General features: G+C 66.8%; 27 protein-coding genes. 11 read left to right on the top strand and 16 right to left on the bottom strand.

What is annotated here, in order from left to right; genetic code table 11:
- Positions 1–146: 146 nt before the first annotated feature.
- The 3 genes from QZL87_RS11510 to QZL87_RS11500 form a co-directional block, all read right to left on the bottom strand.
- Positions 147–794 (bottom strand): heme exporter protein CcmB, encoded by a 648-nt coding sequence (locus tag QZL87_RS11510; protein ID WP_295319459.1) that lies wholly within the window; start codon positions 792–794, stop codon positions 147–149.
- Positions 795–999: 205 nt separating this feature from the next.
- Positions 1,000–1,581 carry a heme ABC exporter ATP-binding protein CcmA gene (gene ccmA / locus QZL87_RS11505; RefSeq protein WP_295326858.1) on the bottom strand — a complete coding sequence of 194 codons (582 nt, stop codon included), beginning with the start codon at positions 1,579–1,581 and terminating at the stop codon, positions 1,000–1,002.
- Complete coding sequence (locus tag QZL87_RS11500; RefSeq protein WP_295319457.1) at positions 1,581–2,012, bottom strand: metallopeptidase family protein; 432 nt, start codon at positions 2,010–2,012, stop codon at positions 1,581–1,583. Before QZL87_RS11500 ends, ccmA begins: the two co-directional genes overlap by 1 nt.
- 30 nt (positions 2,013–2,042) lie before the next feature.
- Here QZL87_RS11500 and QZL87_RS11495 point away from each other — a divergent pair, with 30 nt between their 5' ends.
- The 3 genes from QZL87_RS11495 to QZL87_RS11485 all read left to right on the top strand — a co-directional run bounded on the left by QZL87_RS11495 (position 2,043) and on the right by QZL87_RS11485 (position 4,334).
- Positions 2,043–2,351, top strand: a complete 309-nt coding sequence (locus QZL87_RS11495; protein WP_295319456.1) for a 4a-hydroxytetrahydrobiopterin dehydratase — start codon at positions 2,043–2,045, stop codon at positions 2,349–2,351.
- Positions 2,352–2,444: 93 nt separating this feature from the next.
- Positions 2,445–2,789 (top strand): GIY-YIG nuclease family protein, encoded by a 345-nt coding sequence (locus tag QZL87_RS11490; protein ID WP_295319455.1) that lies wholly within the window; start codon positions 2,445–2,447, stop codon positions 2,787–2,789.
- A 144-nt stretch (positions 2,790–2,933) separates the two neighbouring features.
- A complete protein-coding gene (locus tag QZL87_RS11485; protein WP_295319452.1) occupies positions 2,934–4,334 on the top strand; it encodes an amino acid permease in 1,401 nt (466 codons plus the stop codon).
- A gap of 134 nt (positions 4,335–4,468) precedes the next feature.
- Here the strand turns inward: QZL87_RS11485 and QZL87_RS11480 are convergent, their stop codons facing one another.
- The 3 genes from QZL87_RS11480 to QZL87_RS11470 form a co-directional block, all read right to left on the bottom strand.
- Complete coding sequence (locus QZL87_RS11480; RefSeq protein ID WP_295319450.1) at positions 4,469–4,801, bottom strand: zf-TFIIB domain-containing protein; 333 nt, start codon at positions 4,799–4,801, stop codon at positions 4,469–4,471.
- A gap of 106 nt (positions 4,802–4,907) precedes the next feature.
- Positions 4,908–5,228, bottom strand: coding sequence for a DUF2218 domain-containing protein (locus tag QZL87_RS11475; protein ID WP_295319447.1), 321 nt, complete (start codon positions 5,226–5,228; stop codon positions 4,908–4,910).
- Positions 5,228–5,794 (bottom strand): PadR family transcriptional regulator, encoded by a 567-nt coding sequence (locus tag QZL87_RS11470; RefSeq protein WP_295326856.1) that lies wholly within the window; start codon positions 5,792–5,794, stop codon positions 5,228–5,230. Before QZL87_RS11470 ends, QZL87_RS11475 begins: the two co-directional genes overlap by 1 nt.
- A gap of 474 nt (positions 5,795–6,268) precedes the next feature.
- Here QZL87_RS11470 and rplJ point away from each other — a divergent pair, with 474 nt between their 5' ends.
- Both rplJ and rplL read left to right on the top strand, forming a co-directional pair.
- On the top strand, positions 6,269–6,784 hold the full coding sequence (rplJ, locus tag QZL87_RS11465) for a 50S ribosomal protein L10 (RefSeq protein WP_295319444.1): 516 nt from the start codon (positions 6,269–6,271) through the stop codon (positions 6,782–6,784).
- A gap of 56 nt (positions 6,785–6,840) precedes the next feature.
- The gene (rplL, locus tag QZL87_RS11460) at positions 6,841–7,218 is read left to right on the top strand and encodes a 50S ribosomal protein L7/L12 (RefSeq protein WP_011541993.1); all 378 of its coding nucleotides are present in this window, start codon (positions 6,841–6,843) and stop codon (positions 7,216–7,218) included.
- A gap of 103 nt (positions 7,219–7,321) precedes the next feature.
- On the opposite strand, the gene QZL87_RS11455 is transcribed toward rplL, so the two are convergent.
- Together QZL87_RS11455 and QZL87_RS11450 are read right to left on the bottom strand one after the other, a co-directional pair.
- Positions 7,322–8,341, bottom strand: coding sequence for a hypothetical protein (locus tag QZL87_RS11455; protein WP_295319442.1), 1,020 nt, complete (start codon positions 8,339–8,341; stop codon positions 7,322–7,324).
- Between the two features lie 29 nt (positions 8,342–8,370).
- The gene (locus tag QZL87_RS11450; RefSeq protein WP_295319440.1) at positions 8,371–8,556 is read right to left on the bottom strand and encodes a hypothetical protein; all 186 of its coding nucleotides are present in this window, start codon (positions 8,554–8,556) and stop codon (positions 8,371–8,373) included.
- Between the two features lie 49 nt (positions 8,557–8,605).
- Here QZL87_RS11450 and QZL87_RS11445 point away from each other — a divergent pair, with 49 nt between their 5' ends.
- On the top strand, positions 8,606–9,634 hold the full coding sequence (locus QZL87_RS11445; RefSeq protein WP_295319438.1) for a phosphoribosylglycinamide synthetase: 1,029 nt from the start codon (positions 8,606–8,608) through the stop codon (positions 9,632–9,634).
- Positions 9,631–10,491, top strand: coding sequence for an NTP transferase domain-containing protein (locus tag QZL87_RS11440; RefSeq protein ID WP_295319435.1), 861 nt, complete (start codon positions 9,631–9,633; stop codon positions 10,489–10,491). The genes QZL87_RS11445 and QZL87_RS11440 overlap by 4 nt, the downstream gene beginning before the upstream one ends.
- Here the strand turns inward: QZL87_RS11440 and QZL87_RS11435 are convergent.
- Positions 10,412–11,854 carry a carotenoid oxygenase family protein gene (locus tag QZL87_RS11435; RefSeq protein ID WP_295319432.1) on the bottom strand — a complete coding sequence of 481 codons (1,443 nt, stop codon included), beginning with the start codon at positions 11,852–11,854 and terminating at the stop codon, positions 10,412–10,414. The genes QZL87_RS11440 and QZL87_RS11435 overlap by 80 nt on opposite strands.
- Before the next feature lie 77 nt (positions 11,855–11,931).
- On the opposite strand from QZL87_RS11435, the gene QZL87_RS11430 reads away from it, so the two are divergent.
- Complete coding sequence (locus QZL87_RS11430) at positions 11,932–12,543, top strand: TetR/AcrR family transcriptional regulator (RefSeq protein WP_295319430.1); 612 nt, start codon at positions 11,932–11,934, stop codon at positions 12,541–12,543.
- Between the two features lie 66 nt (positions 12,544–12,609).
- On the top strand, positions 12,610–14,397 hold the full coding sequence (locus tag QZL87_RS11425; protein WP_295319428.1) for a sensor domain-containing diguanylate cyclase: 1,788 nt from the start codon (positions 12,610–12,612) through the stop codon (positions 14,395–14,397).
- Positions 14,398–14,597: 200 nt separating this feature from the next.
- Here QZL87_RS11425 and QZL87_RS11420 read toward each other — a convergent pair whose 3' ends face one another.
- The 4 genes from QZL87_RS11420 to QZL87_RS11405 form a co-directional block, all read right to left on the bottom strand.
- Positions 14,598–15,404, bottom strand: a complete 807-nt coding sequence (locus QZL87_RS11420) for a hypothetical protein (protein WP_295319426.1) — start codon at positions 15,402–15,404, stop codon at positions 14,598–14,600.
- On the bottom strand, positions 15,394–15,618 hold the full coding sequence (locus QZL87_RS11415) for a helix-turn-helix transcriptional regulator (protein ID WP_295319424.1): 225 nt from the start codon (positions 15,616–15,618) through the stop codon (positions 15,394–15,396). The genes QZL87_RS11420 and QZL87_RS11415 overlap by 11 nt, the downstream gene beginning before the upstream one ends.
- 10 nt (positions 15,619–15,628) lie before the next feature.
- Positions 15,629–16,132 (bottom strand): DUF2975 domain-containing protein, encoded by a 504-nt coding sequence (locus QZL87_RS11410; RefSeq protein ID WP_295319422.1) that lies wholly within the window; start codon positions 16,130–16,132, stop codon positions 15,629–15,631.
- Between the two features lie 287 nt (positions 16,133–16,419).
- Positions 16,420–17,265 carry a hypothetical protein gene (locus QZL87_RS11405; RefSeq protein ID WP_295319420.1) on the bottom strand — a complete coding sequence of 282 codons (846 nt, stop codon included), beginning with the start codon at positions 17,263–17,265 and terminating at the stop codon, positions 16,420–16,422.
- A 610-nt stretch (positions 17,266–17,875) separates the two neighbouring features.
- Here QZL87_RS11405 and QZL87_RS11400 point away from each other — a divergent pair.
- On the top strand, positions 17,876–18,058 hold the full coding sequence (locus tag QZL87_RS11400; RefSeq protein WP_295319419.1) for a CsbD family protein: 183 nt from the start codon (positions 17,876–17,878) through the stop codon (positions 18,056–18,058).
- Between the two features lie 95 nt (positions 18,059–18,153).
- On the opposite strand, the gene QZL87_RS11395 is transcribed toward QZL87_RS11400, so the two are convergent.
- The 3 genes from QZL87_RS11395 to QZL87_RS11385 form a co-directional block, all read right to left on the bottom strand.
- The gene (locus tag QZL87_RS11395; protein WP_295319416.1) at positions 18,154–18,903 is read right to left on the bottom strand and encodes a hypothetical protein; all 750 of its coding nucleotides are present in this window, start codon (positions 18,901–18,903) and stop codon (positions 18,154–18,156) included.
- Positions 18,904–19,035: 132 nt separating this feature from the next.
- Entirely contained in the window at positions 19,036–19,587 is a 552-nt protein-coding gene (locus QZL87_RS11390) for a GNAT family N-acetyltransferase (protein ID WP_295319414.1), read from the bottom strand.
- 162 nt (positions 19,588–19,749) lie between these two features.
- Positions 19,750–20,148 carry a glycine zipper 2TM domain-containing protein gene (locus QZL87_RS11385; protein ID WP_295319411.1) on the bottom strand — a complete coding sequence of 133 codons (399 nt, stop codon included), beginning with the start codon at positions 20,146–20,148 and terminating at the stop codon, positions 19,750–19,752.
- Positions 20,149–20,330: 182 nt separating this feature from the next.
- On the opposite strand from QZL87_RS11385, the gene QZL87_RS11380 reads away from it, so the two are divergent.
- Positions 20,331–20,552 (top strand): hypothetical protein, encoded by a 222-nt coding sequence (locus QZL87_RS11380; RefSeq protein WP_295319410.1) that lies wholly within the window; start codon positions 20,331–20,333, stop codon positions 20,550–20,552.
- Positions 20,553–20,572: the final 20 nt, after the last annotated feature.

Raw genomic sequence — 20,572 nt, 5'->3', positions numbered from 1 at the left:
GCAAGGTTGGAAAAAAAAGCCACTTCGCGGCGAGCACCACCTCTTTGTGTCTTTGTGTGAAACAAAAAAGCACTGTGTCCGAGGAAAAGGCAGGTCATGGATGCCGAAACAGGTTCAGCATGACGGGAACAGGAGCCCGACCCTGCTTATTCGCGCAGCCCCTTGAGCGCCGCCCCCGCCGCGAAGGGCCCGATCACCGTCAGTAGCAAACTCGACGCCGCGAGCAGTTTCACCGCCCCGCGCCCCGACGGATCGAGCATCCCCGCGCCGAAGATCAGCAGCGGCACCGCCAGCGGCAGCACGAGCAAGCCGCCGATTGCGCTGCCGCCCTTGTGGTTCGCGGTCAGCGCGGCGCTCAGCACCGCGAGCGAGGCGAGCGCCGGAACCGCGATGGCGATGCCCGTCGCGAGCGTCTCGACGCGCGCTGCATCCTGCGCGAGCAGCGCCGATGCGGGAAGGAGCGCGATCAGCAAAGGCAGCCCGAAACCAACGGAATGCGCGCCGATCTTCACCGCCGCGATCACCTCGTCGGCGAACCCGCGCACCGCCAGTTGATCGAGAATCCCGGCATCCTTGTCCGGCCGAACCAGCCGGTCGATCGGGAGCAGGGCGGCAAGCAAAGCCGCGACCCACAGCATCCCGCCGCCCGCGCGGCGCAACAGCGGCGCATCGGGCCCGACGGCGAACGGAAACGCCGTCGCCACGAGCAGGAAAAACAGCACCGGCAGCCAAAGCGCCCCGCTGCCCCACGCGCGGCGCAGATCGCGCCAGAAGAGAGCGAGAAGGGCGGTCATGACTTTCTTCCGGTCCCGCTACAAAAGCCGTATGCTCCCGCGGAGGCGGGAGCCCATCTCCGGCCGGTGCCATCTGGAACCGGCGGGAGATGGGTCAGTATCGGGTTGGACATGCCCCGCATGTCCAAGGATCGTCCGGGGGACGATCCGACCCGATGCTCCTCCGCGGGGACACGGTCCGGATTTTGGGGGCAACAGTCCAATTTCACGCCAACGCCCCCATATTCAACTCCGCCAGATCGGGCACTCCCAGCGCGAAATGCGACGCCAGCATCACCGCCCCGCCATTCGCCCGATGCCGCCCAATCGCCGCGACCAGCCGCGCCTGCGCTGCCTCGTCCATCCCGTTCGCGGGCTCGTCGAGCAGCCAGATCGGCGCGCCGCTCGCAATCACCCGCACCATCGCGGCGCGCTTGCGCTGCCCGGTCGACAGCATCGCCACCGGCACCTCGGCGAGCGGCGCCAGCGCCATCGCGTCCATCGCGCGGTCGACCGCATGGCCGTCGACCGTATCGACCCGCGCCCAGAAATCGAGCGCGCGGCGCAAGGGAAGCTCTGCGTCGAGCGCCGCCGCCTCGTCGATCAGCGCGACGCGCTCGCGCCGTTCGACCATGCCCGCCGCGGGGCGCAGCAGGCCCGCCGCCAGCCGGATCAGGCTCGACTTGCCCGCGCCGTTCGGCCCGCGCAGCCACAGCGCGTCGCCGCGCTTCAGCGCCAGCGACAGCCCTTCGAACAGCAACCGGTCGCCGCGGATGCACGCCACATCGTCGAGCTGCAAAAGCTCCATCACGCCATATCTTCCAGCGCGTGCATGTCGTCGTCGGAAAAGCCGAAATGATGCCCGAACTCGTGGATCAGTACATGGCGCACCAGCCATTCGAGCTTTTCGCCGGTTTCGATCCACTCGACGAGGATGGGGATGCGATAGAGCGTCACCCGGTCGGGCATCCCGCCGCTTTCGCCGACGCTGCGCTCGGTCAGCGGGCGGCCTTCGTAAAGACCGGTAAGGTCATAAGGATGCTCGATGTCGAGCGAAGCGAGCATCTCATCATCGGCGAACTCCTCGACCGAAATCACGACCCCCTCGATATGCGGCCTGAACACATCGGGCATGGTTTCGAGCGCTGCCTCGGCCATCGCGAACAGTGCGTCGGCGTCGGGGGCGGTTCCGGTCCATGCGCCGGGCAGGTCGGGGGGTAGGGCAGGCTTGTCGCTCATCGCGCCCTTCCTTATGGCGAGCGCACGGCATTGACCAGCGGGAGAAAAGACATGGTCCGGAAACTCGACGACGCGCAGCGCGACGCGCTCCTCGCCCGCTTTCCCGAATGGACGCACGAGCCGACGCGCGACGCGATCACGCGCCGGTTCACATTCGACGATTTCGCGCAGGCCTTCGGCTTCATGGCGAGCGTCGCGATCGTCGCCGAAAAGATGGACCATCACCCCGAATGGTCGAACGTCTACAACCGCGTCGACATCCTGCTGACGACGCACGACGCCGATGGATTGTCGGAACGCGACGCCAAACTGGCCGAAGCGATCGAGCGGCTGGCCTGAGGCCGTCAACGGCGGGTTTCCGACCCGAAGCTATCGTTCTTTCATCGTCACCCCGGGCTTGACCCGGGGCCTGCCTTGTCTTTTTGTGCCGCGATGGAACGCTATCCCTGCGTCTACATTCTCGCGCGTTCGTCGCATGGGACGCTCTACACTGGCGTCACCTCTAACCTCGTACAGCGCATCCACCAACATCGTGAAGGGACGTTTGACGGCTATACGAAGGACTATGGCATCAAGCGCCTCGTCTGGTTCGAGCGCCACGAGACAATGGATACGGCCATCCTGCGTGAAAAGCGCATCAAGCGGTGGCTTCGTGCATGGAAATATGAACTGATCATCGCCATGAACCCGACATGGCGCGATCTGGCCGAAGATTTCGGATTCGAGCCATTGCCATTGGCAAGAAGGAAGGCGGGTCCCGGGTCAAGCCCGGGATGACGGAACTGAAGACGTCCGCTCCCCGCTCCATCCCCGCTATCCGCCTCCAACCGGCTCCCAACCCCATCGCGCATCTTGCGCTCACCCTCCACAGCCTTACAAGCGGCCGAAACATATCCAGCGCCCCAGGGGAGAGCTCACCGCATGACCGACAGCCTGTTTCGCCGCAAACCGATCGTTCCGGAACGGCGGGAGGGGGAGCAGGCGCTGGCGCGGACGCTTGGCTGGCCGCATCTGATCGCGCTTGGCGTCGGCGCGATCGTCGGCACGGGCATTTTGACGCTGATCGGCGTTGGTGCCGACAAGGCGGGGCCCGCGGTCATCCTCTCCTTCGCCATCGCGGGCCTGATCTGCGCCTGCGCCGCGCTCGCCTATGCCGAAATGGCGACGATGATCCCCGCCTCGGGCAGCGCCTATACCTACTCCTACGTCGTCATCGGCGAATTGCTCGCCTGGATCGTCGGGTGGAGCCTGATCCTCGAATATTCGCTCGTGGTGAGCGCGGTCGCGGTCGGCTGGTCGGGCTATGCCGCGCCGCTGCTCCAGGCATGGGCGGGCTTTCCGATGGCGCTGATGCAGGGCCCCGAACTCGGCGGCATCGTCAACCTGCCCGCGATCGCGATCATCGCCGTCGTGGCGGGGCTGCTGCTCGTCGGCACGCGCGAGAGCGCGACGCTCAACGCGCTGCTCGTGCTGGTCAAGATCGCCGCGCTGATCGTCTTCGTCGCGGTCGCCTTGCCCGCGTTCAATGCCGCCAATCTCGAACCGTTCAGCCCCTATGGCTTCGCCAAGCATATGACCCCCGACGGCGTCGAGCGCGGGGTGATGGCGGCGGCGGCGATCATCTTTTTCGCCTTCTACGGCTTCGATGCGATCGCGACCGCGGCCGAGGAAGCGAAGAATCCCGACCGCGACCTCAAGATCGGCATCGTCGGCTCGATGGTCGCCTGCGTCGCCATCTATGTCGCCGTCGCGGTCGCCGCGGTGGGCGCGGTCGCCTACACGCGCTTCGCCAACAGCCCCGAACCGCTCGCGCTGATCCTGCGCGAACTCGGCAGTCCGCTCGCCGCGCAATATCTCGCGGTCTCGGCGGTCATCGCGCTGCCGACGGTGATCCTCGCCTTCTTCTATGGACAGAGCCGCATCTTCTTCACCATGGCGCGCGACGGGCTGCTGCCCGCGGGCCTCGCCAAGCTGTCGGCGCGCGGCACGCCGGTGCGCATCACCATCTTCACCGCGATCGTCGTCGCGGTGCTCGCGGGCTTCATCCCCTTGGGCGAACTCGCCGCGCTCGCCAATGCCGGGACGCTCGCCGCCTTCACCGCGGTGTCGCTGTGCATGCTGATCATGCGCCGCCGCGCCCCCGACGCCCCGCGCACCTTCCGCGCGCCGCTGCCGTGGGTGGTCGGCGGCATCGCCGTGCTCGGCTGCATCTATCTCTTCTTCAGCCTGCCGGTGCAGACGCAACTCTGGTTCGTCGCGTGGAATATCGGCGGGCTGGGCGTCTATTTCCTCTACGCCCGCCGCAACGCGGTCGTGGGCTGATTCCCGGCCAGACAGGCCGGAACGTCCGCTTTTTCCAGTCATCCCGGCGAAGGCCGGGATCTCACCGGTGCGTCAGGTGGCGACGATGAGATCCCGGCCTTCGCCGGGATGACGATCCGAAAAAATGATCCGCCCTAATCGAACAATTCGCTCAGGAAGCTCTTGTATTTCTTCTTGTGCGGCTTGCCGTAATAGCGATCGTCGCGGCCATGATAGCGGTCGTCATGATCGCGAGACCGGGGCTCCGGCGGCGGGGGCGCCGACGCGCGCGGCGCGGGGGCAGGGGCGCTTGCGGCTTCGCTGCGCTCGATGATCTTGTCGAGTTCGCCGCGATCGAGCCACACGCCGCGGCATTGCGGGCAATAATCGATCTCGATCCCCTGACGTTCCGACATCGTCAAATTCACGCGGCAGGTCGGGCAAAGCAGGCCTTGGGGCTCGGACACGGATATTCCTTTCGTCGTCATGGCCGCCGGGGAGGGGGCGGTGCCCGTTCAACGTGCCACCGCCGCCCCGCGTTCCGCAAGCCGAAAGGCCCGCGCCGGCCGCGACGGCGGCGGCGCGGGCCGGGTTTCAGGCCGGCGCCCAGTCGAACGCCAGCGGGGCTTCGCGAAAGGCGAAGCGGTCGAGGTGGCGCGCGACGACTTCCTTCATCGCTTCGGCATGCGCGGCGCTGCTTGCGTCGATCCGGACCGACAGCGCGTCGGCTCCGGCATCGAAGGTGACTAGCGCGTCGCCTTCCCATGCCGCGCCGCGCGCATCCTTGGGAAAACTCACGGTGCCATGCTCGGGGGTGAAGGTCACCGCGAGATTATGCTGCCAATGCTTGCACAATTGCTGCAGATATCTGCTCGCATGGGCGGTCGGGACGTTCGCCGTCGCGCTGATACCCATCACAGCCGCTCGATCTTCTGCGCCGCCTCGTCGATCAGCGCGACGATGTCGTGCAGCGTTGCCTCATCGAGGTCGCGCTCGCCGAGCCGGTTCATCAGCACCGCCTTCAGATTGCCCATCGCGCGGCGGACCGAGGCGCTGTCGGTGCGCTGGCGCTCTTCGCCGATTTCGGCCAGGCGCGCAATCAGGCGTTCGGCACTCTCTCGGTTCGCGTCCAGCTCGGCCGTGCCGGCTTCGGTGATTGCGAACAATTTCTTCGCGCCCTCGCTGTCGGCCGCCTCGATCAGCCCCATATCGTCGAGCATCGTCAGCGTCGGATAGATGACGCCGGGGCTCGGTGCATAGGCACCGCCGGTCAGCTCCTCGATCCGGCGGATCAGGTCGTATCCGTGGCGCGGTTCGTCGGCGATCAGCTTGAGCAGGACGAGCCGCAGCTCACCGCTGTCGAACATCCGCCGCCGCCGCCCGCGGCCGTCGTCATCGTCGCGAAAGCGCCCGCCGAAGCCGCGGCCGCCGCCGAAACCATGTCCGAATCCGCGTCCACCGTGCCGCATCGCCTGACGCATCGCGCGGTGCATGGCATGATGCGTGCCGCACCCATGCCGGTCCATTCCCCCTCGGTTCATTCCATGTCGCATCCAAAAACTCCTTCATGCGATTCGATGCGTCTAAGATATATCTTGAAACAGGCTTTGCAAGAGGCGGCAGCCACACCACGCGGCACCTTCGCCAACTTCCGCCAATATCCTTGACTTCGCGGCCGAACCCGCTAAGAGCGCCCCCGTGTTGCCACGGGTCCGCCCGCGGCAATTCCGTCCGAGACAGTTGGTGAAGGGAATATGCCCTTCTTAATTTCCAGCCGAGACGGGGACAGTCTTTTATCGGTCGCCCGCCTGCGATGCAGGCGCCAGCGGCTTGACCGACCCCATCGGACATCGTTGCGCAAAGGACAGGCGGGATTCGTCCCGCAGGCCTTTGCGTGTGTTAGCGGCCCGGCCGTTCGCTTCGGCGTGCGCTCGGGCATGAGTGGAGAAACAGGCATGGATCGTGCTGAAAAGGCCGAAGCCGTATCCTCGCTGAACGCTACGCTGTCGAATGCCGCCTCGGTTGTGATTATTCGCAACCTCGGCCTCACTGTCGCCCAGTCGACGGTGCTTCGCCAGCAGATGCGCGACGCGGGTGCGAGCTATAAGGTCGCGAAGAACCGCCTGGCTAAGATCGCGCTCGATGGCACCTCCTACACCGGTATCAGCGACCTGCTGACCGGCCCCACGGCCATCGCTGCCTCGACCGATCCGGTCGCGGCCGCGAAGATCGCGGTGGAATTTGCCAAGACCAACGACAAGCTTGAAATCGTCGGTGGCGGCATGGGGGATGTGGTCCTCGACGTGGAAGGCGTGAAGGCGCTTGCATCGCTGCCGTCGCTCGACGAACTGCGCGGCAAGCTTGTCGGTCTGCTCCAGGCTCCGGCCACCAAGGTTGCCCAGATTGCGGCGGCCCCGGCTGGTCAGCTGGCGCGGGTCTTTGGTGCCTATGGCGCCAAGGAAGCGGCATAAATTTATACCTACCCTGACAATTCACCGGGCTTTCCCGGTTCTGATGGAGAATGAAAATGGCTGATCTCGCAAAGATCGTTGAAGACCTGTCGGCGCTGACCGTTCTGGAAGCTGCCGAGCTTTCGAAGCTGCTCGAAGAAAAGTGGGGCGTTTCGGCCGCCGCTGCCGTTGCGGTTGCCGCTCCGGGTGGCGCGGGCGCCGCTGCTCCCGCCGCTGAAGAAAAGGACGAGTTCGACGTCATCCTGACCGGCGACGGCGGTAACAAGATCAACGTGATCAAGGAAGTCCGCGCGATCACCGGCCTGGGCCTGGGCGAAGCCAAGGCGCTCGTCGAAGGCGCGCCGAAGGCCGTCAAGGAAGGCGCCAGCAAGGCGGAAGCCGAAGAGCTGAAGAAGAAGCTCGAAGCTGCCGGCGCGACCGTCGAACTGAAGTAATTCGGTTCGCGGGTTCCGGCCGGTTCGCCGGCCGCGTCCCAGCGAAAAGAAAGGGCGGTGCCGCGAGGCGCCGCCCTTTTGCATTTTGGCGTAGGTTCGCCCGTCAGTTGCGGGCAAGCCCCGGGCGAAGGCCGGGGCGACCGCGGCCGGGTTCGGGACGGCGGACGTCCTGCTCCCCTCGCGTAGTGGGAGCGACCGGGCGCTGCGCGATTTCCCATGCGCTGACGGGCTTGCGCGTCATATCCTTCTGCTGTGCCAATGTTTCGTCATAAGCGGCGCGCTCCTGACGATCGAGGAAGCGCGCACGCTTGAGGCGCTTGCTGAGCGTCGCAAAGGGATTGTCGGGCGTCGGGCCCGCGAGCGCCATCGCTTCATGGCGCCCCATGCTGCCGCTCGGCGCCGCTGCGAAGGCGGGCGTGGTGCGCGGCGCATCGACCTGTTCGCGCGGCGCATAGGCCGGCGTAACCCACGATTGCTCGGCGGGCTGCGCTTCGGCCGCCGCTGTCGGCTCATGCTCAAAGACCTGCGCATCTTCGGCAAGCGCGCGCGCGCCGCGACGGCGGCGAGCAAAGACGAAACCGGCGCCGCCGACGACGAGCAGCGCGGCTGCGCCGCCCGCGAGTTCCCAAGGGAAATCGCTGCCGCCGGTGGTCGCCGTTTCGATGGGCGGCGGCGATGCTGCCTCGACGGCTGGTTCGGGGGCGGCGGTCATCGGCGCGGCGACGGGTGCGACATCTTCAGTCGGAGCCGTAGCGGCGGCGGGCGCATCCGCGACCGGTTCCGGCGCAGCTGCCGGGGCGGCCGCCGTTCGGGTACTCCGCGCGGCGCGTTCGTTCCTGGCCGGGGCCGGCGCGGCCCGCTCGGCCGTTTTCGGTGCGGGAGTCGTTTCCGCCGGTTCGATCTCCAGCGGCACGCGGATCACCGGTTTCGGCGCCGGCGGCTGCGTGGTGGTGGGCTGCGCGGTTTCGGGCGCGGTCACCGGCGCCGGCGTGCTCGGCTCCGGCACTGTCGGCGGGGTTTGGGGCGTGGGCGCCGCGACCGGCGGCGTCATCGTGATCGTCGGCGCTTCCTGTGCGAACGCGCCGGGAGTGGACAGAACCAGAAACGCGGCAATCGCGCTCATGGCGGGGCGGGAGAGGGCGATATTCTTTGTCATAGTGACGAAGGAACGAGCCATGCGCGGAAAGTGCTGCCCGAAATGCGGCGCTTCCACGGTGAGCCGTGCGTGCCGAACGGCGCGGCGAGGTTTCGGAGCGATAAATCATGCTCGGCAAAGCATGAAGCGATCGGTGCGGACTGCGGAAAGTGACAGTGAATTTGCGTTTTGATGTCAGCCACGTCACCGATACGTCATTGGCGCGCAACCTTGGCGTGATGAACGCCGGGCATGAAAACAACCGATCTCGTCCCCACCCGGCTACCCGATCATCTGCGCGAAACGCAGCGCCTGCTTTTCATCGCCAAACATGCGCGCTGGACGGGCGGCCTGCATCCCGATGACGGCAACCATGCGCCCTATCACCGGGAAATGCGCGAAACGCTCGAGGGGCTTGGCATGGCGCTGTCGATCGCCGACAGCTATGCCGCGCTCTTTGATCGGCCCGCAGCCGACTTCGTCTTTCCGCTTCTCAACCGCGGCGGCTTCTTCAATTCCGAAATGCTGCTTCCCCTGCTGTGCAACCGGCACGGCTTGCCCTATCTGGGCGCCTCGCCCATCGTGCGCGGTCTGTCGGACGACAAGCATCTGACCAAGTTGGAGGCCTCGGCGCGTGGCGTGCCCACCGCGCCCTGGGCCTTGTTCCGTCGCGGCGCGCCCGTCGATGCCTTGCGCTGCCCTCCTGCGCGGCGCTGGGTCATCAAGCCCAATAACAGTTCGGCATCCTGGGGCGTGCGCGATGCTCATGATCGCGCTGAACTCGCCCGCTCGATCGCGGAGATCCACGCGCTCGACCATGACGCGATCGTCGAGCCCTTTATCGACGGTAGCGATATCGAAGTGCCCGTTATCACGCTCGATGGCGCGCCCGCGATGCTGCCGATGATGATCTTCGAACAGGCCGACCCGGCGCAGCTGCGCACCTATCAGGAAAAGCGCGATCTGGTCGGCCACGTCGGATATGCGGTCAAGCGGTTCGATGATCCGCTCCTCGCCGGCCGGATCGCCGATTATACGGCGCGGATGGCGGACGTCTTTCATCCGTTCGATTATGGCCGCTTCGAATTCCGCGTCGACCATGCGACCGGCGATGTCCGGCTGCTCGAGGTCAATCTCAACTGCAATTTGTGGTCGGAAAAGCTGTTTTCGCGTTCCGCTCGGGTCGCCGGCTTCACGCATGCCGAGTTAATCGAGACGATCGTTGCCGAAAGCATGATCCGCCAGATCGCCCCCGCGGCGGCGCGGCGCGACGCGGCGTGAGCGGGGCGATCCTGATCCTTGCCGGGCGCAGGTCCGGCGCGGTGGATGCGCTCGCGCAGGCCCATGGCGTGGCGGACAAATGCCTCGTCCCGGTCGCGGGACGGCCGATGATAGCGCATGTGCTGGAAAGCGCAGCCGCCAGCGCGGCCACGCATATATTCGCCTCGACGCATCACGCCGATTTGCTGGGCGCTCTGGAAGATCCGGCCGCCCAATCGTTGGGTGACCGCCTGACCATCGTGCCGGCTGCCGGCAATCTGGCGGATTCGGTCCTCGCGGTTGCTGGCGTCGCGGAGTTCCCGCTTCTCGTCACGACGGCCGACAATTGCCTGCTGACGCCGGCGACGATCGCCGAGATCGAAGCCGAGGCGCTGCGGCTCGGGGTCGATGCGGGCGTCGCGCTGGCGCGGCGCGAGGATGTGCTCGCGGCTCACCCGGAGGGACAGCGGCGCTTTTACGGGTTTTCGGACGTCGCTGTGTCGAACTGCAACGCCTATTGGATCGGCCATCCGGGTGCCTTGAAAGCGGCCGAAGCGTTTCGCGGCGGAGGGCAGTTCGTCAAGAAGCCGCTGCGGGTGATGCGGGCGTTTGGCCTGATCAACCTCTTGCGCTTCCGCTTTGGGCTGGGACCGATCCACCATGTTTTCAGCCGCATCTCGCGTCATCTGAAGGTCGAGATCGCCCCGTTGCTGATCAGCGACGGAGCCACGGCGATCGACGTCGACAATATACGGTCGCTGCGGGTGACCGAGGCGCTGATGGCGCGTCCCGATTTGGTCAATCCGCGACCCAATTGCCGTGAAACCCCGGAGGAATGCGGTGCGGCAGGTGAACGACGGCTTGCGGCGGCCCCGTAAAATCGTCGGCATTCAGAATGACGAGGTCGGTGGTCTCGTCATTCATGTCCACGACCAGTCCGATCAGCCAGCCGTCGTCTTCGGCGCCTTCGGCGCTCCGCGGCACGAAAACGAATTCGCCGGGATGGCGGCCGGGACCGAAGTCGTGGACCGCTGTCGAGCCCTTGTCGAGGTCGTGCTTGAACAGCCGCGTTTCGGCGAGCGCCCATTCGGCCGACTCTCCGTCGGGGATCGCGACGCTGTAGGCGTAGCGATAGGGCCGGGTCGTCAGCCGCTCGTCATAGCGCGGAAATTCCTGCGCATGATCGTGGACGATCGCGCGCGTCGTCGTGCCCGCGGCGGGGTCGATCGTCCAGCGTTCCATGCGCGATTTCCGGCTGTCGGGGCCGCGCTTCGATTCGGCGAACATCGTCTCGTGCGCGACGACATCGACGACGACCTTGCCGTCAGCGGTCTCGAACGCGTTGGCGGGGTGAAAGACGTAGCAGGGCTCGACCGGGACCCAGATGACGCTGTCGCCGCGCCCGTTCCTGGGAAGGAGGCCGACCCGTGCGGGATGCGCCTCGTTCCAGGCATAGGGGAAGCGATAGCCCGCGAGCAGCATCTTCATCGAGAAGGTTACGGGAAGGTCGAAGACGAGCACGTAATTCTCGGTGATCGCGCAATCGTGGATCGACGGGCCGTCGCTCACCGCGACCGCTTCCTCGCGGATGACATGCGCCTGTCTGTCGAGCACGACGTGCCAGACTTTGTTCGGCTCGTCGCCGCGATAGGTGATCGCGTGCATTTCGCCGGTGAAGGGGTCGTGGTGCGGGTGCGCCGTATAGGCGCCGGCCAGCGTGCCGTCGAACGGGTTGTGCGCGATCGTGTCCAGCTCATAACCTAGCTCGACGGGCTTTCCGCCCGCTTCGACAATAGCGAAGGTGCGGCCTGCGAGGCCGACGACATTGGTGTTGGGCGCATCGTTGCGGCCTTCGCGCGGGCCGGGGGGGAGTTCCTCGCCGAGCATCTCGCACGCTTCGGCGCCGCGCACCCAGCGGTTGCGATACCAGTCGGCCTTGCCGTCTTCGATGCGGATGCCGTGGACCATGCCCGCGCCGGTGAACCAGTGGTAGCTGGCAGGGTCGGGCGCGAGGGCGGGATTGGGGCCGTTGCGGAGGTAGCGACCCTTTAGCTGCGCCGGAATCTCGCCGTCGACCTGCAACTCTTCGAGCGTGAACTCCTGCGTCATCGGTTTGTGGATGCCGGTGAGGAAGGGGTGGGCGTCGGTGGGGCGGGGGAGGCGCTTGCGGTTGAAGTCGGCGACCTTGCCGATGCCTTTGACGACCGCGCTGCGGATCAGGGTTTCGACGTTGCTTGCCATGGACATGCTCCTTACGGAAGTTGGCGAAGGTGCCGCGGAGGGTTGCGCGGGCGACTCGGGATGTTTACAGTGGCAACATGATGGCAGGCAAAGATAACAGTGTCAACATAAAAGGCGGCGCGGCGGCGAAGGCGACGCGTGGCTATCATCATGGCGACCTGCGCGCGGCGGTGATCGCCGCGGGGCTCGAGCGGCTGGCCGAAGGGGACGGCGCCGAACTCGGCCTGCGCGCGCTGGCGCGCGACGTCGGGGTCAGCGCGACGGCGCTCTACCGCCATTTCCCCGACAAGGAGGCGCTGCTCGACGCGCTCGCCGACGAGGGGCTGCGGCGGCTGGGGGCGCTACAGGCGCAGGCTTGGCTGAAGGCGGGCGGCGGCGTCGCGGGCTTCAAGGCCACGGGCACCGCCTATGTCCGCTTCGCCCACGACGAACCCGCGCTGTTCCGCCTGAGCTTCACGCGCCAGATGGCGGGCCGCAAGGAAGGCGGCGACGGCGGCGAAGTCGCCTATAATCTGCTGCGCGCGGGGGTCGGCGAGGCGCTGCCCGGCGTGGCGGATGTCGACACCGCGGCGCTGCACGCCTGGTCGCTGGTCCACGGCCTCGCGATGTTGATCCTCGACCGGCGCATCGATTGGGACGAGGCGAAGGTCGCCGAAGTCGTCGGCCTGACCTTCGGCGGCGTCGGCTGATCGAGGCAAAGCCCGGCCGCGCGATATATTAGCGGTTTATTTTCCGCTTTTCGGCTAACTGGCCGCATGACCCGGTCGCTGTCCCCCAGAGTCGAAGCGGTCTTCTGGTTCCTGTTGACCGCAACGGGATATTTCCTGCTGGCGAGCCTGTCGCTGCACGCGACCAAGGGGGCCGACAATATCGCCGCGGTCTGGCCCCCGAGCGGCTATTTCCTTGCATTGCTGCTGTTGATGCCGGCCCATGCGCGGCCGCGCGTTTCGGCCTTCGCGGGCATGGCCCTCGCCAGTCTCGCGGCGAACCTGTGGGGCGGCGTGCCGCCCTTGTCCTGCCTCGCCTATACACTCGCGAACGGGTGCGAGGGCGCCATCGCGCTATGGCTGATCCGCCGTCAGACGAACGAGCTGTCGTTCATGGTCCCGCGCGCGGTCGCCGGCTTCTGCGTCGCGGCGCTGGGGGCGAGCGTGGCGAGCGCCGCGCTCGCGGGGACCCTGGCCGGGGCAGGCGCCGATTTCTATCTGTCGTGGCTGACGACGGTGCTGCTGGGGATGCTGATCGTCACGCCGCCGATCGTGATGCTCGTGCGGATGGTCGGCACGAAGGCGCTAGGCAACGCGCCCCCGGCGATGAGGGCCGAGGCGACCGCGATCCTGACCGCCGCCGGTCTGGTCACCATCGCCGCCTTTACCCAGGCGGAATTTCCCGCGACCTTCCTGCCGTGCATCGCGGTCGTCGCGGCGGCCTATCGCCTCGGTCCCTTCGGCGCTGCTGCGGGGATGCTGATCGTGACGATCATCACTTCGCTGCTTACCGGGCAGGGCCATGGCCCGATCGCCGCGATCGAGGCGGCGCCCAAGGTCAAGGTGCTGTTCCTGCAATTCTACCTGCTGTCGCTCCTGTTCACGACCTTGCCGCTCGCGGCGCTGCTGATCGTGCGCCAGCGGCTGGCGAAGCGGCTCGAGCAGAGCAACCGCTGGCTGCTGCAGGCCGAGGCGGCGGCGCTCGTCGGCCATTGGCGCGTCGATCTGGTCGGCTGGACGATCCACTGGTCGGACCAGGCCTATCGCATCCACGGGCTGGTTCCTGGCACGCCCGTCGACGTGAATTACAGCGTCAAGCAATATGTCGCCGAGGACGGCGCCGCGGTCCGCAAGATATTGGAGGTGGCGGTGCGGACCGGCGAACCCTTCGCTTTTCAGGGGCGCATCCATCGCGCCGACGGCGAGATTCGTCATGTAAAGTCGCACGGGTCGATCGAGATGGGCCGCGGCGGGCGGGCGATCGCCATTTTCGGTACCGTGCAGGACGTTACCGAGACGGTCGAGAATGCGCGGATACTGGAAGCCGCGCGCAGCGCCGCCGAGCGCGTCGCCAACACCGACATGCTCACCGGCCTGCCCAACCGGCGGCATACGCTGGCCTATCTCGAAAAGGCGCTGGCGGGCGCACGCGACCATGGCGCGCCGCTGGCGGTCGCGATCTTCGACATCGATCATTTCAAGCGGATCAACGACGCCCACGGCCATGCGATGGGGGACCGCGTCATCCACCGCGTCGGCCAGCGCGCCAAGGCGGCGCTGCGCGAGGAGGATATGCTCGGCCGCATCGGCGGCGAGGAGTTCGTGTGCATCCTCCAGCGGTCGAGCGCGCAGGCCGCCGAGATCGTCGCCGAACGCGTGCGCAAGGCGGTCGAAACCGGCACCGCGGCCGAAGAGGGGCTGCCGCCGGCGACAGTCAGCATCGGCGTCGCGGTGTTCGACGGCGAGATCGACATCGAGGAATTGCTGCACCGCGCCGATCAGGCGCTTTACGCGGCGAAGCGCGAGGGGCGGAACCGGCTGCGGATGGCGGCTTGAGGGGGATTCGGGTTTGGTGAGTGTCGGCTTTGGGGTGGGAAGCGGACGTTGATCCAAATCAGGCCCTCCCCTTCAGGGGAGGGCAGCGAGACTTGCCAGCTTGCTGGCTTAGTCGCAGCGGGTGGGGGCCATCGGCCTTGCGCAAGGCTGATGGCCCCCACCCCAACCCCTCCCCTGAAGGGGAGGGGCTTGTTTTTCAGCTATGTCTGTTTGCGGCCGAAATCGGCCTTCGCCTTCGTCAGGTCACGCGGCCCCGCCCGGCTCGGGCCGCAGGTCGCAGCCCTTGATCGTGGCGCGTGGCGGGCGGCGACGGCGTTGCTGCCCGCCATGGTCAGCGCGAGCAGGCCGACGACGAGCGCGTCGAGGAGGAGCAGCGGCCAGTCGAGGATCGCCGGGGCGAAGATCGCGCCGAAGCTGAGCGCATAATGGAGGATCATCAGCGGCAGCACCCCGGCGAGGAGCAATAGCACGGTGCGCCAGAAGCGGCCGGCCATGATCCGCACCGAACGGATCGGGCCGATCGCGGCGTTGCCGAGCGGCCAGGCGGCGATCCACGCCGTGAAATAGATGCCGGCGACGGTGCCGAGCAGCATCAGCGCATAGCCCGCCCATTGCGCGGCCGGGCCCGAGAGGCCGATCAGGCCGGTCAGCGAGGGGCCGAAGAGCGCCCACCATTGCTGCACGCCATTGAGTGCGAACAGGACGAGCCACAGCCCGATCGCGGGCCATGCGATGCGCGCGGCGCGGCGCGCGTCGAAATCGAACAGGACATAGCGCGTGAACCAGTAGCCGGGCAGCAGCAGCGCGAGCGTCTTCGCAAAACCGAATTGCAGGCGCAGCGGGTCGGCTTCGGCGGCTTTGGCGCCCGCGAGGCCGTCGTACATGCCGGCCTGCCATTCGACGACATGCTGCGCGAGTTCGACCAGCACGGGGACGAGGAAGAGCAGCGGGCAGGCGAAGGCGAAGGCCCAGGCGCTGCGATAGATGGTCTTTATATCAGTCTTCATCGGCCGGTCCCTCCGGGTCGAAGGCGATCAGGTCGCCGGGCTGGCATTCGAGCGCGCGGCAGATCGCGTCGAGCGTCGAGAAGCGGATCGCCTTCGCCTTGCCGGTCTTGAGCACCGACAGGTTGGCAACGGTGATGTCGACGCGCTCGCTGAGTTCGGTCAGCGTCATCCGCCGCCGCCACAGCATGTCGTCGAGCTGGATGCGGATCGGCATATCGGGGCCCCTAGATCGTCTGCTCAAGCTCTTCGCGCATCGCCGCGCCCTGTTCGAAGATGCGCGCGAGAATGAAGAGGAGGAGAACGGCGAGCCAGGCGGTCAGGCTGGGTTGCCAGCCGAACACCTCGCCGCTGACGCGCGACATTTCGAACGACAGCCAGCCGTAGGCGGCGTCGATGACCTGCGTCGCGAGCAGCCACCAGCCGATCGTGCGCAGGCGCCGGGCATTGCCGATGGTGAAGGCCGCGCCCGCCTTTGTCGCGTCGATCATCGCGATCAGCCGGGTGAAGATCGCATGCGCGGCGATGGCGATCGGTATGCAGAGCAGCAGGGTGATGCGGAACAGGTCGAGCATATAGCCGCCGTCGATCGCCGGTTTGGCGCCGGCGATCGCGTCGAGGACCAGATCGGGGCGCAGGCTGATCGCGACGAGCGCGATCATGAACAGCGCGAGGAACACCCAGTTCAGGATGTTCAATCCCATGAGCAGCCGGCGGCTCCATCGCAGCATCGCAAATCCCCTTTTCGATTATCGATACATCTAATATCGATAATCGATAAGCAAGATATTGCAAGGCGATAATAAGACGTCGGGTTGGGGCGGGAAACGCTGCCTTTCTATCTCGTCATCCCGGCGAAGGCCGGGATCTCGCCGGTGCGTGAAATCGCGAGGGTGAGATCCCGGCCTTCGCCGGGATGACGATAAAGGGGGCATGTTTTACAGCGCCGCGACCCGGGGCATGGAAAAGGGCGCGGAAGCCGTGCTCCCGCGCCCTCGACCGAAAATGCCGAAGCGGCTTAGTTGGCCGGCTGTTCGACCGTCGCGTCCGCGGCGGCGGCGGCATCGGCCTGCGGCGCGGGCTCGCCCGTCACCTGCGCGACGGCAGCGGCGAACTGGTCGGCGGTATAGGCCGCGGCGAGGCCGGCGGGCGACATCAGGAAGGCGCTGCGCGGCAGGCTGACGTCGTCGCCGCCGGGGGTCGTCACGACGACCGCGTCGGCGCTGGCCGACTTGACCTTGCCGAGCACGGCGGTGCCCTTGAGGCTGCGGACTTCGGTGCCGGCGACGAGCGCGGCGGCGACCGCGGCGTCATCGGCGGCGGCGGCGGTGTTGACCTGCTGCATCGCGGCGGCGAACTGCTCGGCGGTGAAGCTGGTCGCGAGACCGGCCTGGCCGATGAAGAAGGCATTGCGCGGCAGCTTCACGTCGCCGGTCGGGGTGGTGAGGACCACGCCGTCGGCGGCGACGAGCTTGACCTTGCCGAGGATCGCTTCGCCGTTGACGCCGCGCACGTCGGCGCCGGGCTGGAGCGCGGCGGTCAGCTTGGCTTCGTTGCCGGCCGCGGCCTGATCGACCGCGGCGACGACCTGCGCCTTGGTGGCGCCGATCGTCGGGCCCTTTTCGAGCTGGCCGAACGAATTGGCGGGAAGAGTGACCTGCTTGCCTTCGCCGAGATCGACGACGACGTTCGCGCCCTGCGCGCTCGAGACGGTGCCGAGCACGGCGCCTTCGGAATCGAAAACCTGGGTGCCGACCGAAAGGTCGATCGTCGCCGCGGCGGCATCTTGCGCCATGGCGGGGGCGGCCACGACGGCGGCCATGCCGAGAGAGAAGGTTGCAACAAAGCCTGCGAGTTTCCGCATTGCTTGGGGTCTCCTTGAGGAATGGGATTGAAAACGGATGTCGCTTGAACGCGTATAAGGGCGCAAGGGCCACGCCAAGGCTGACGAACCGTGCATGGGATAGGATGAGGCGAGCCTTTTATCGCCGACCCGGTTGCGGGTGGAAGCGAATCCTGTGCCATTCCGGGGCTGGGCAGGAGCGGTTTGGGATGGGCCGCGGTGGTGATGGAGAGCGAAGCGGCGGGGACGGGCCGCTGCGGTATTTCCGGCGCGAGCGGGAGTGCGAGTCCGGTCCGGGGACGAAGGGCTGGGAATGGCCGCAAACAGACATAGCTGAAAAACAAGCCCCTCCCCTTCAGGGGAGGGGTTGGGGTGGGGGCCATCAACCTTGCGCTAGGCCGATGGCCCCCACCCGCTGCGACTAAGCCAGCAAGCTGGCAAGTCTCGCTGCCCTCCCCTGAAGGGGAGGGCCTGATTTGGATCAACGTCCGCTAACCACCCCAAAGCGGACTTTGGCCGGCGGCCTTTGCTCTTGAACGGCTTGCCTCAAGCGGCGGAACGTCGGCATCGGCGTGCCGTTGGCCGGGGGAGGGGCGCGTTACGCGCCTCTGTAAAGCCAAGGAGATACGCCATGGGTGAATTTACCGAAAAAGCCAAAGGCCTCGCCAACGAAGCCGCCGGCAATGCGAAGCAGGCGGCCGGCAAGGCGACCGATAACGAGCGGCTGCGCGCCGAAGGCGAGGCGCAGGAGCGCAAGGGCGAAGCCCAGAATCTGAAGGGCAAGGTGCAGGGCGGGCTCGGCGACAAGATCTGACCGCCGGACCGCACGGCTTGCTCGTCACGCAAGCCCGCGAAAAGGCCCCGGGGATATTTTCCCCCGGGGCTTTTTTCATGCCCGCGGGGCGGGGCTTATTTGCCGCCCGAGGCGACGAGATCGACGTCGGTCATCCCGCCGTCGCGGCGCATCATCAGCACATAGGCGAGATCGCCCTTGGTGCCGCCGAGCAGATGCTCGTTGCCGTTGACGCGGTGGTCGCTGGTATAGCCGGCACGGATCGCCATCGTGTGATAATAGTCGAGCACCGCCTGCATCGAGGCGGCGGTCTGGAAATTGACGACGCGGATATTGCATTTGCCGCCCGCGATCCCGGCCGCCTCGCGCAGCGTTGCGCGCGGATAGACTTTGAACGCGGCGGGCAGGCGGTTCGCCCAGGCGTTGCTGTAGGTGAGCTTGGCGTCGCAGGCGCCCTTTTGCTGTTCGCGCGCGAGGGCGCCGATGGTGACGGGGCGCGCCTTTGCCTCGCAGCCGTCGCAGCCGGCCTCCATGGGCAAGGCTCTCGGTGCGGTCAGCAGCTTGCCGGCCTTGAGCGCCGCGGCGGCTTCGGCGGCCGTCGCGGCCTTGCCGCTCCGGACACCGGGGACGCCGCCGTCGATCGGCCGGTTGCCGGGGCCGACGGCGTTGCGGTTCGCCTGGCCGGCGAGCGCGGGATCGACCATGATCTTGTCTTCGAGCGAGCCCTTGATCGCCGGGTCGGCGTTGGTCAGCCCGTCGTCGAGCGGAGCGAGATCGGCCTTGGCGTCGGGGTTGTCGCGGCAGCCGCCGAGCGGCGCCGCCGCGACCAGCAAACCGGCAATCAGCCATTTTCCGCGCAAGATCATCGCTAACACTCCCTTAATCTTTTCCCCGAATGCCCGATCCTGGTTAAAAAGGGGCAAAGAAAATGCGTTAATCGCGAGGGGTTTGTTGGGCGAAAACTGTCTCGGAGCGAGACGCTTTTGCGCATTTGGCGCTCAGGGACGGAAGGTTTTGCGCTTGTTGCGCCACGCGTCGGCGCTTTGCGTCCAGGCATCGACGGGGGCATCCTCGAACGGCGCGGGGAGGCGGGCCGGGCCGCTGTTCGTCGCGCCGAGGCGTTTCGCCAGCGCCTGCGAGCGCGTGTTGGCGGGGTCGATGCAGTGCGTCAGCTCGGGCCATTTCAGGAATTCGACCGCGAAATCGCAGGCGGCGACCGCGCCTTCGAAGGCATAGCCCTTGCCGGCGAACCTGGCGCTGACGCCATAGCCGACCTCGGGCGCGGGCCAGCCATCGGGCTCCCATGGGCCGAGGCGGCCGACCCATTCACCGGTCGCGCGCTCGATCACCGAGAACATCGAAAAGCCGCGGATATGCCAAGCACCCGCGAGCGTACACCATTGCCGCCACGCCGCCGAGCGCGGGCACGCGCCGCCGATGAAGCGCATCGTCTCCTCCTCGGCGCACATCGCGGCGAAGGCGTCGAAATCCTCGGTCGCGGGCGGCCGCAGGATCAGGCGCTCGGTGACGAGCAGGGGTCCGTTGAGCATGGCAATCCTCTCTTCCGCGGAGCGTCGGGGTGACGCTTCTGCGGCAAGAGGCGGCGCGCGGCAAGCGCGCATACGCTTGAGGACGCCGGCGTTAGCCGGCGCCCTCGCCATCAGCGTGCGCGGACTGGAGGGGTCTCGAACCCGCGCGCGAGACGGTTTCCGTTAGCGGCAGCGATATTTGTCGCGGTCGATCTCGCGGCCGAGCAGCGCGCCGCCCGCGGCGCCGAGCACCGTGCCGAGCAGCTTGTCGCCGCTGCCCGCGATTTCGTGGCCGGCGAGGCCGCCCACCGCGCCGCCGATCAGCAGGCCGGTGGTGCCATTGTCCTTCTTGCAGCGATAACGGCCATCGTTGCCGCGCCAGATGCGCGTGTCGCGTCCGATGCGCTCGTCACGCGAATAATGGCGGCGGTCCTTGCGCTTGCGATAGAAGTCCGACGCCTGTTCGAATTCATGATAGCCCGGCGCCTTGGCGGGGGTCGTCACGCCGGCGTGGAGCGGGGTGGTGCCAAGGACGCTGGCGGCGACGAACGCGCCCATCAGGCCTTTGGTGAGGATACGCATATTAAAGTCCTTTCCTGGTTCCGCGACTCCGTCCCTTGGACAGGACCGGGCGCTTCGAGAAGAAAACGAGCCTGCTCCCGATCGCGTTGCATGAACCCAAGGCAACAAGACGAACCGAGTGCATCCATCGACGAACCGAAAGGGTCTTGCCGCATCGCGGGCGGCGTGCGAGAACCGGCGTCATGCTCAACATCGGATCGCTCATCATCGGCGTCATCGCCCTGGTTCTGGCCGTTTTCGCGTTCATTCCGCTGCTTGGCTGGGCGAATTGGGTGATCATCCCCTTCGCCGTCATCGGGCTCGCGCTCGGCGCGATGTCGGACAGGACGAGCGGGCGCAACCTCAATATCGTCGTCATCGTCATCGGCGTCATCCGCCTGATGCTCGGCGGCGGCATCATTTGACCCCTTAGAAGTTCGAAGCC

The sequence above is a fragment of the uncultured Sphingopyxis sp. genome, assembly GCF_900078365.1.
In the GTDB taxonomy this organism is placed as follows: domain Bacteria; phylum Pseudomonadota; class Alphaproteobacteria; order Sphingomonadales; family Sphingomonadaceae; genus Sphingopyxis.
This window is presented reverse-complemented; position numbering and strand designations above follow the sequence as displayed.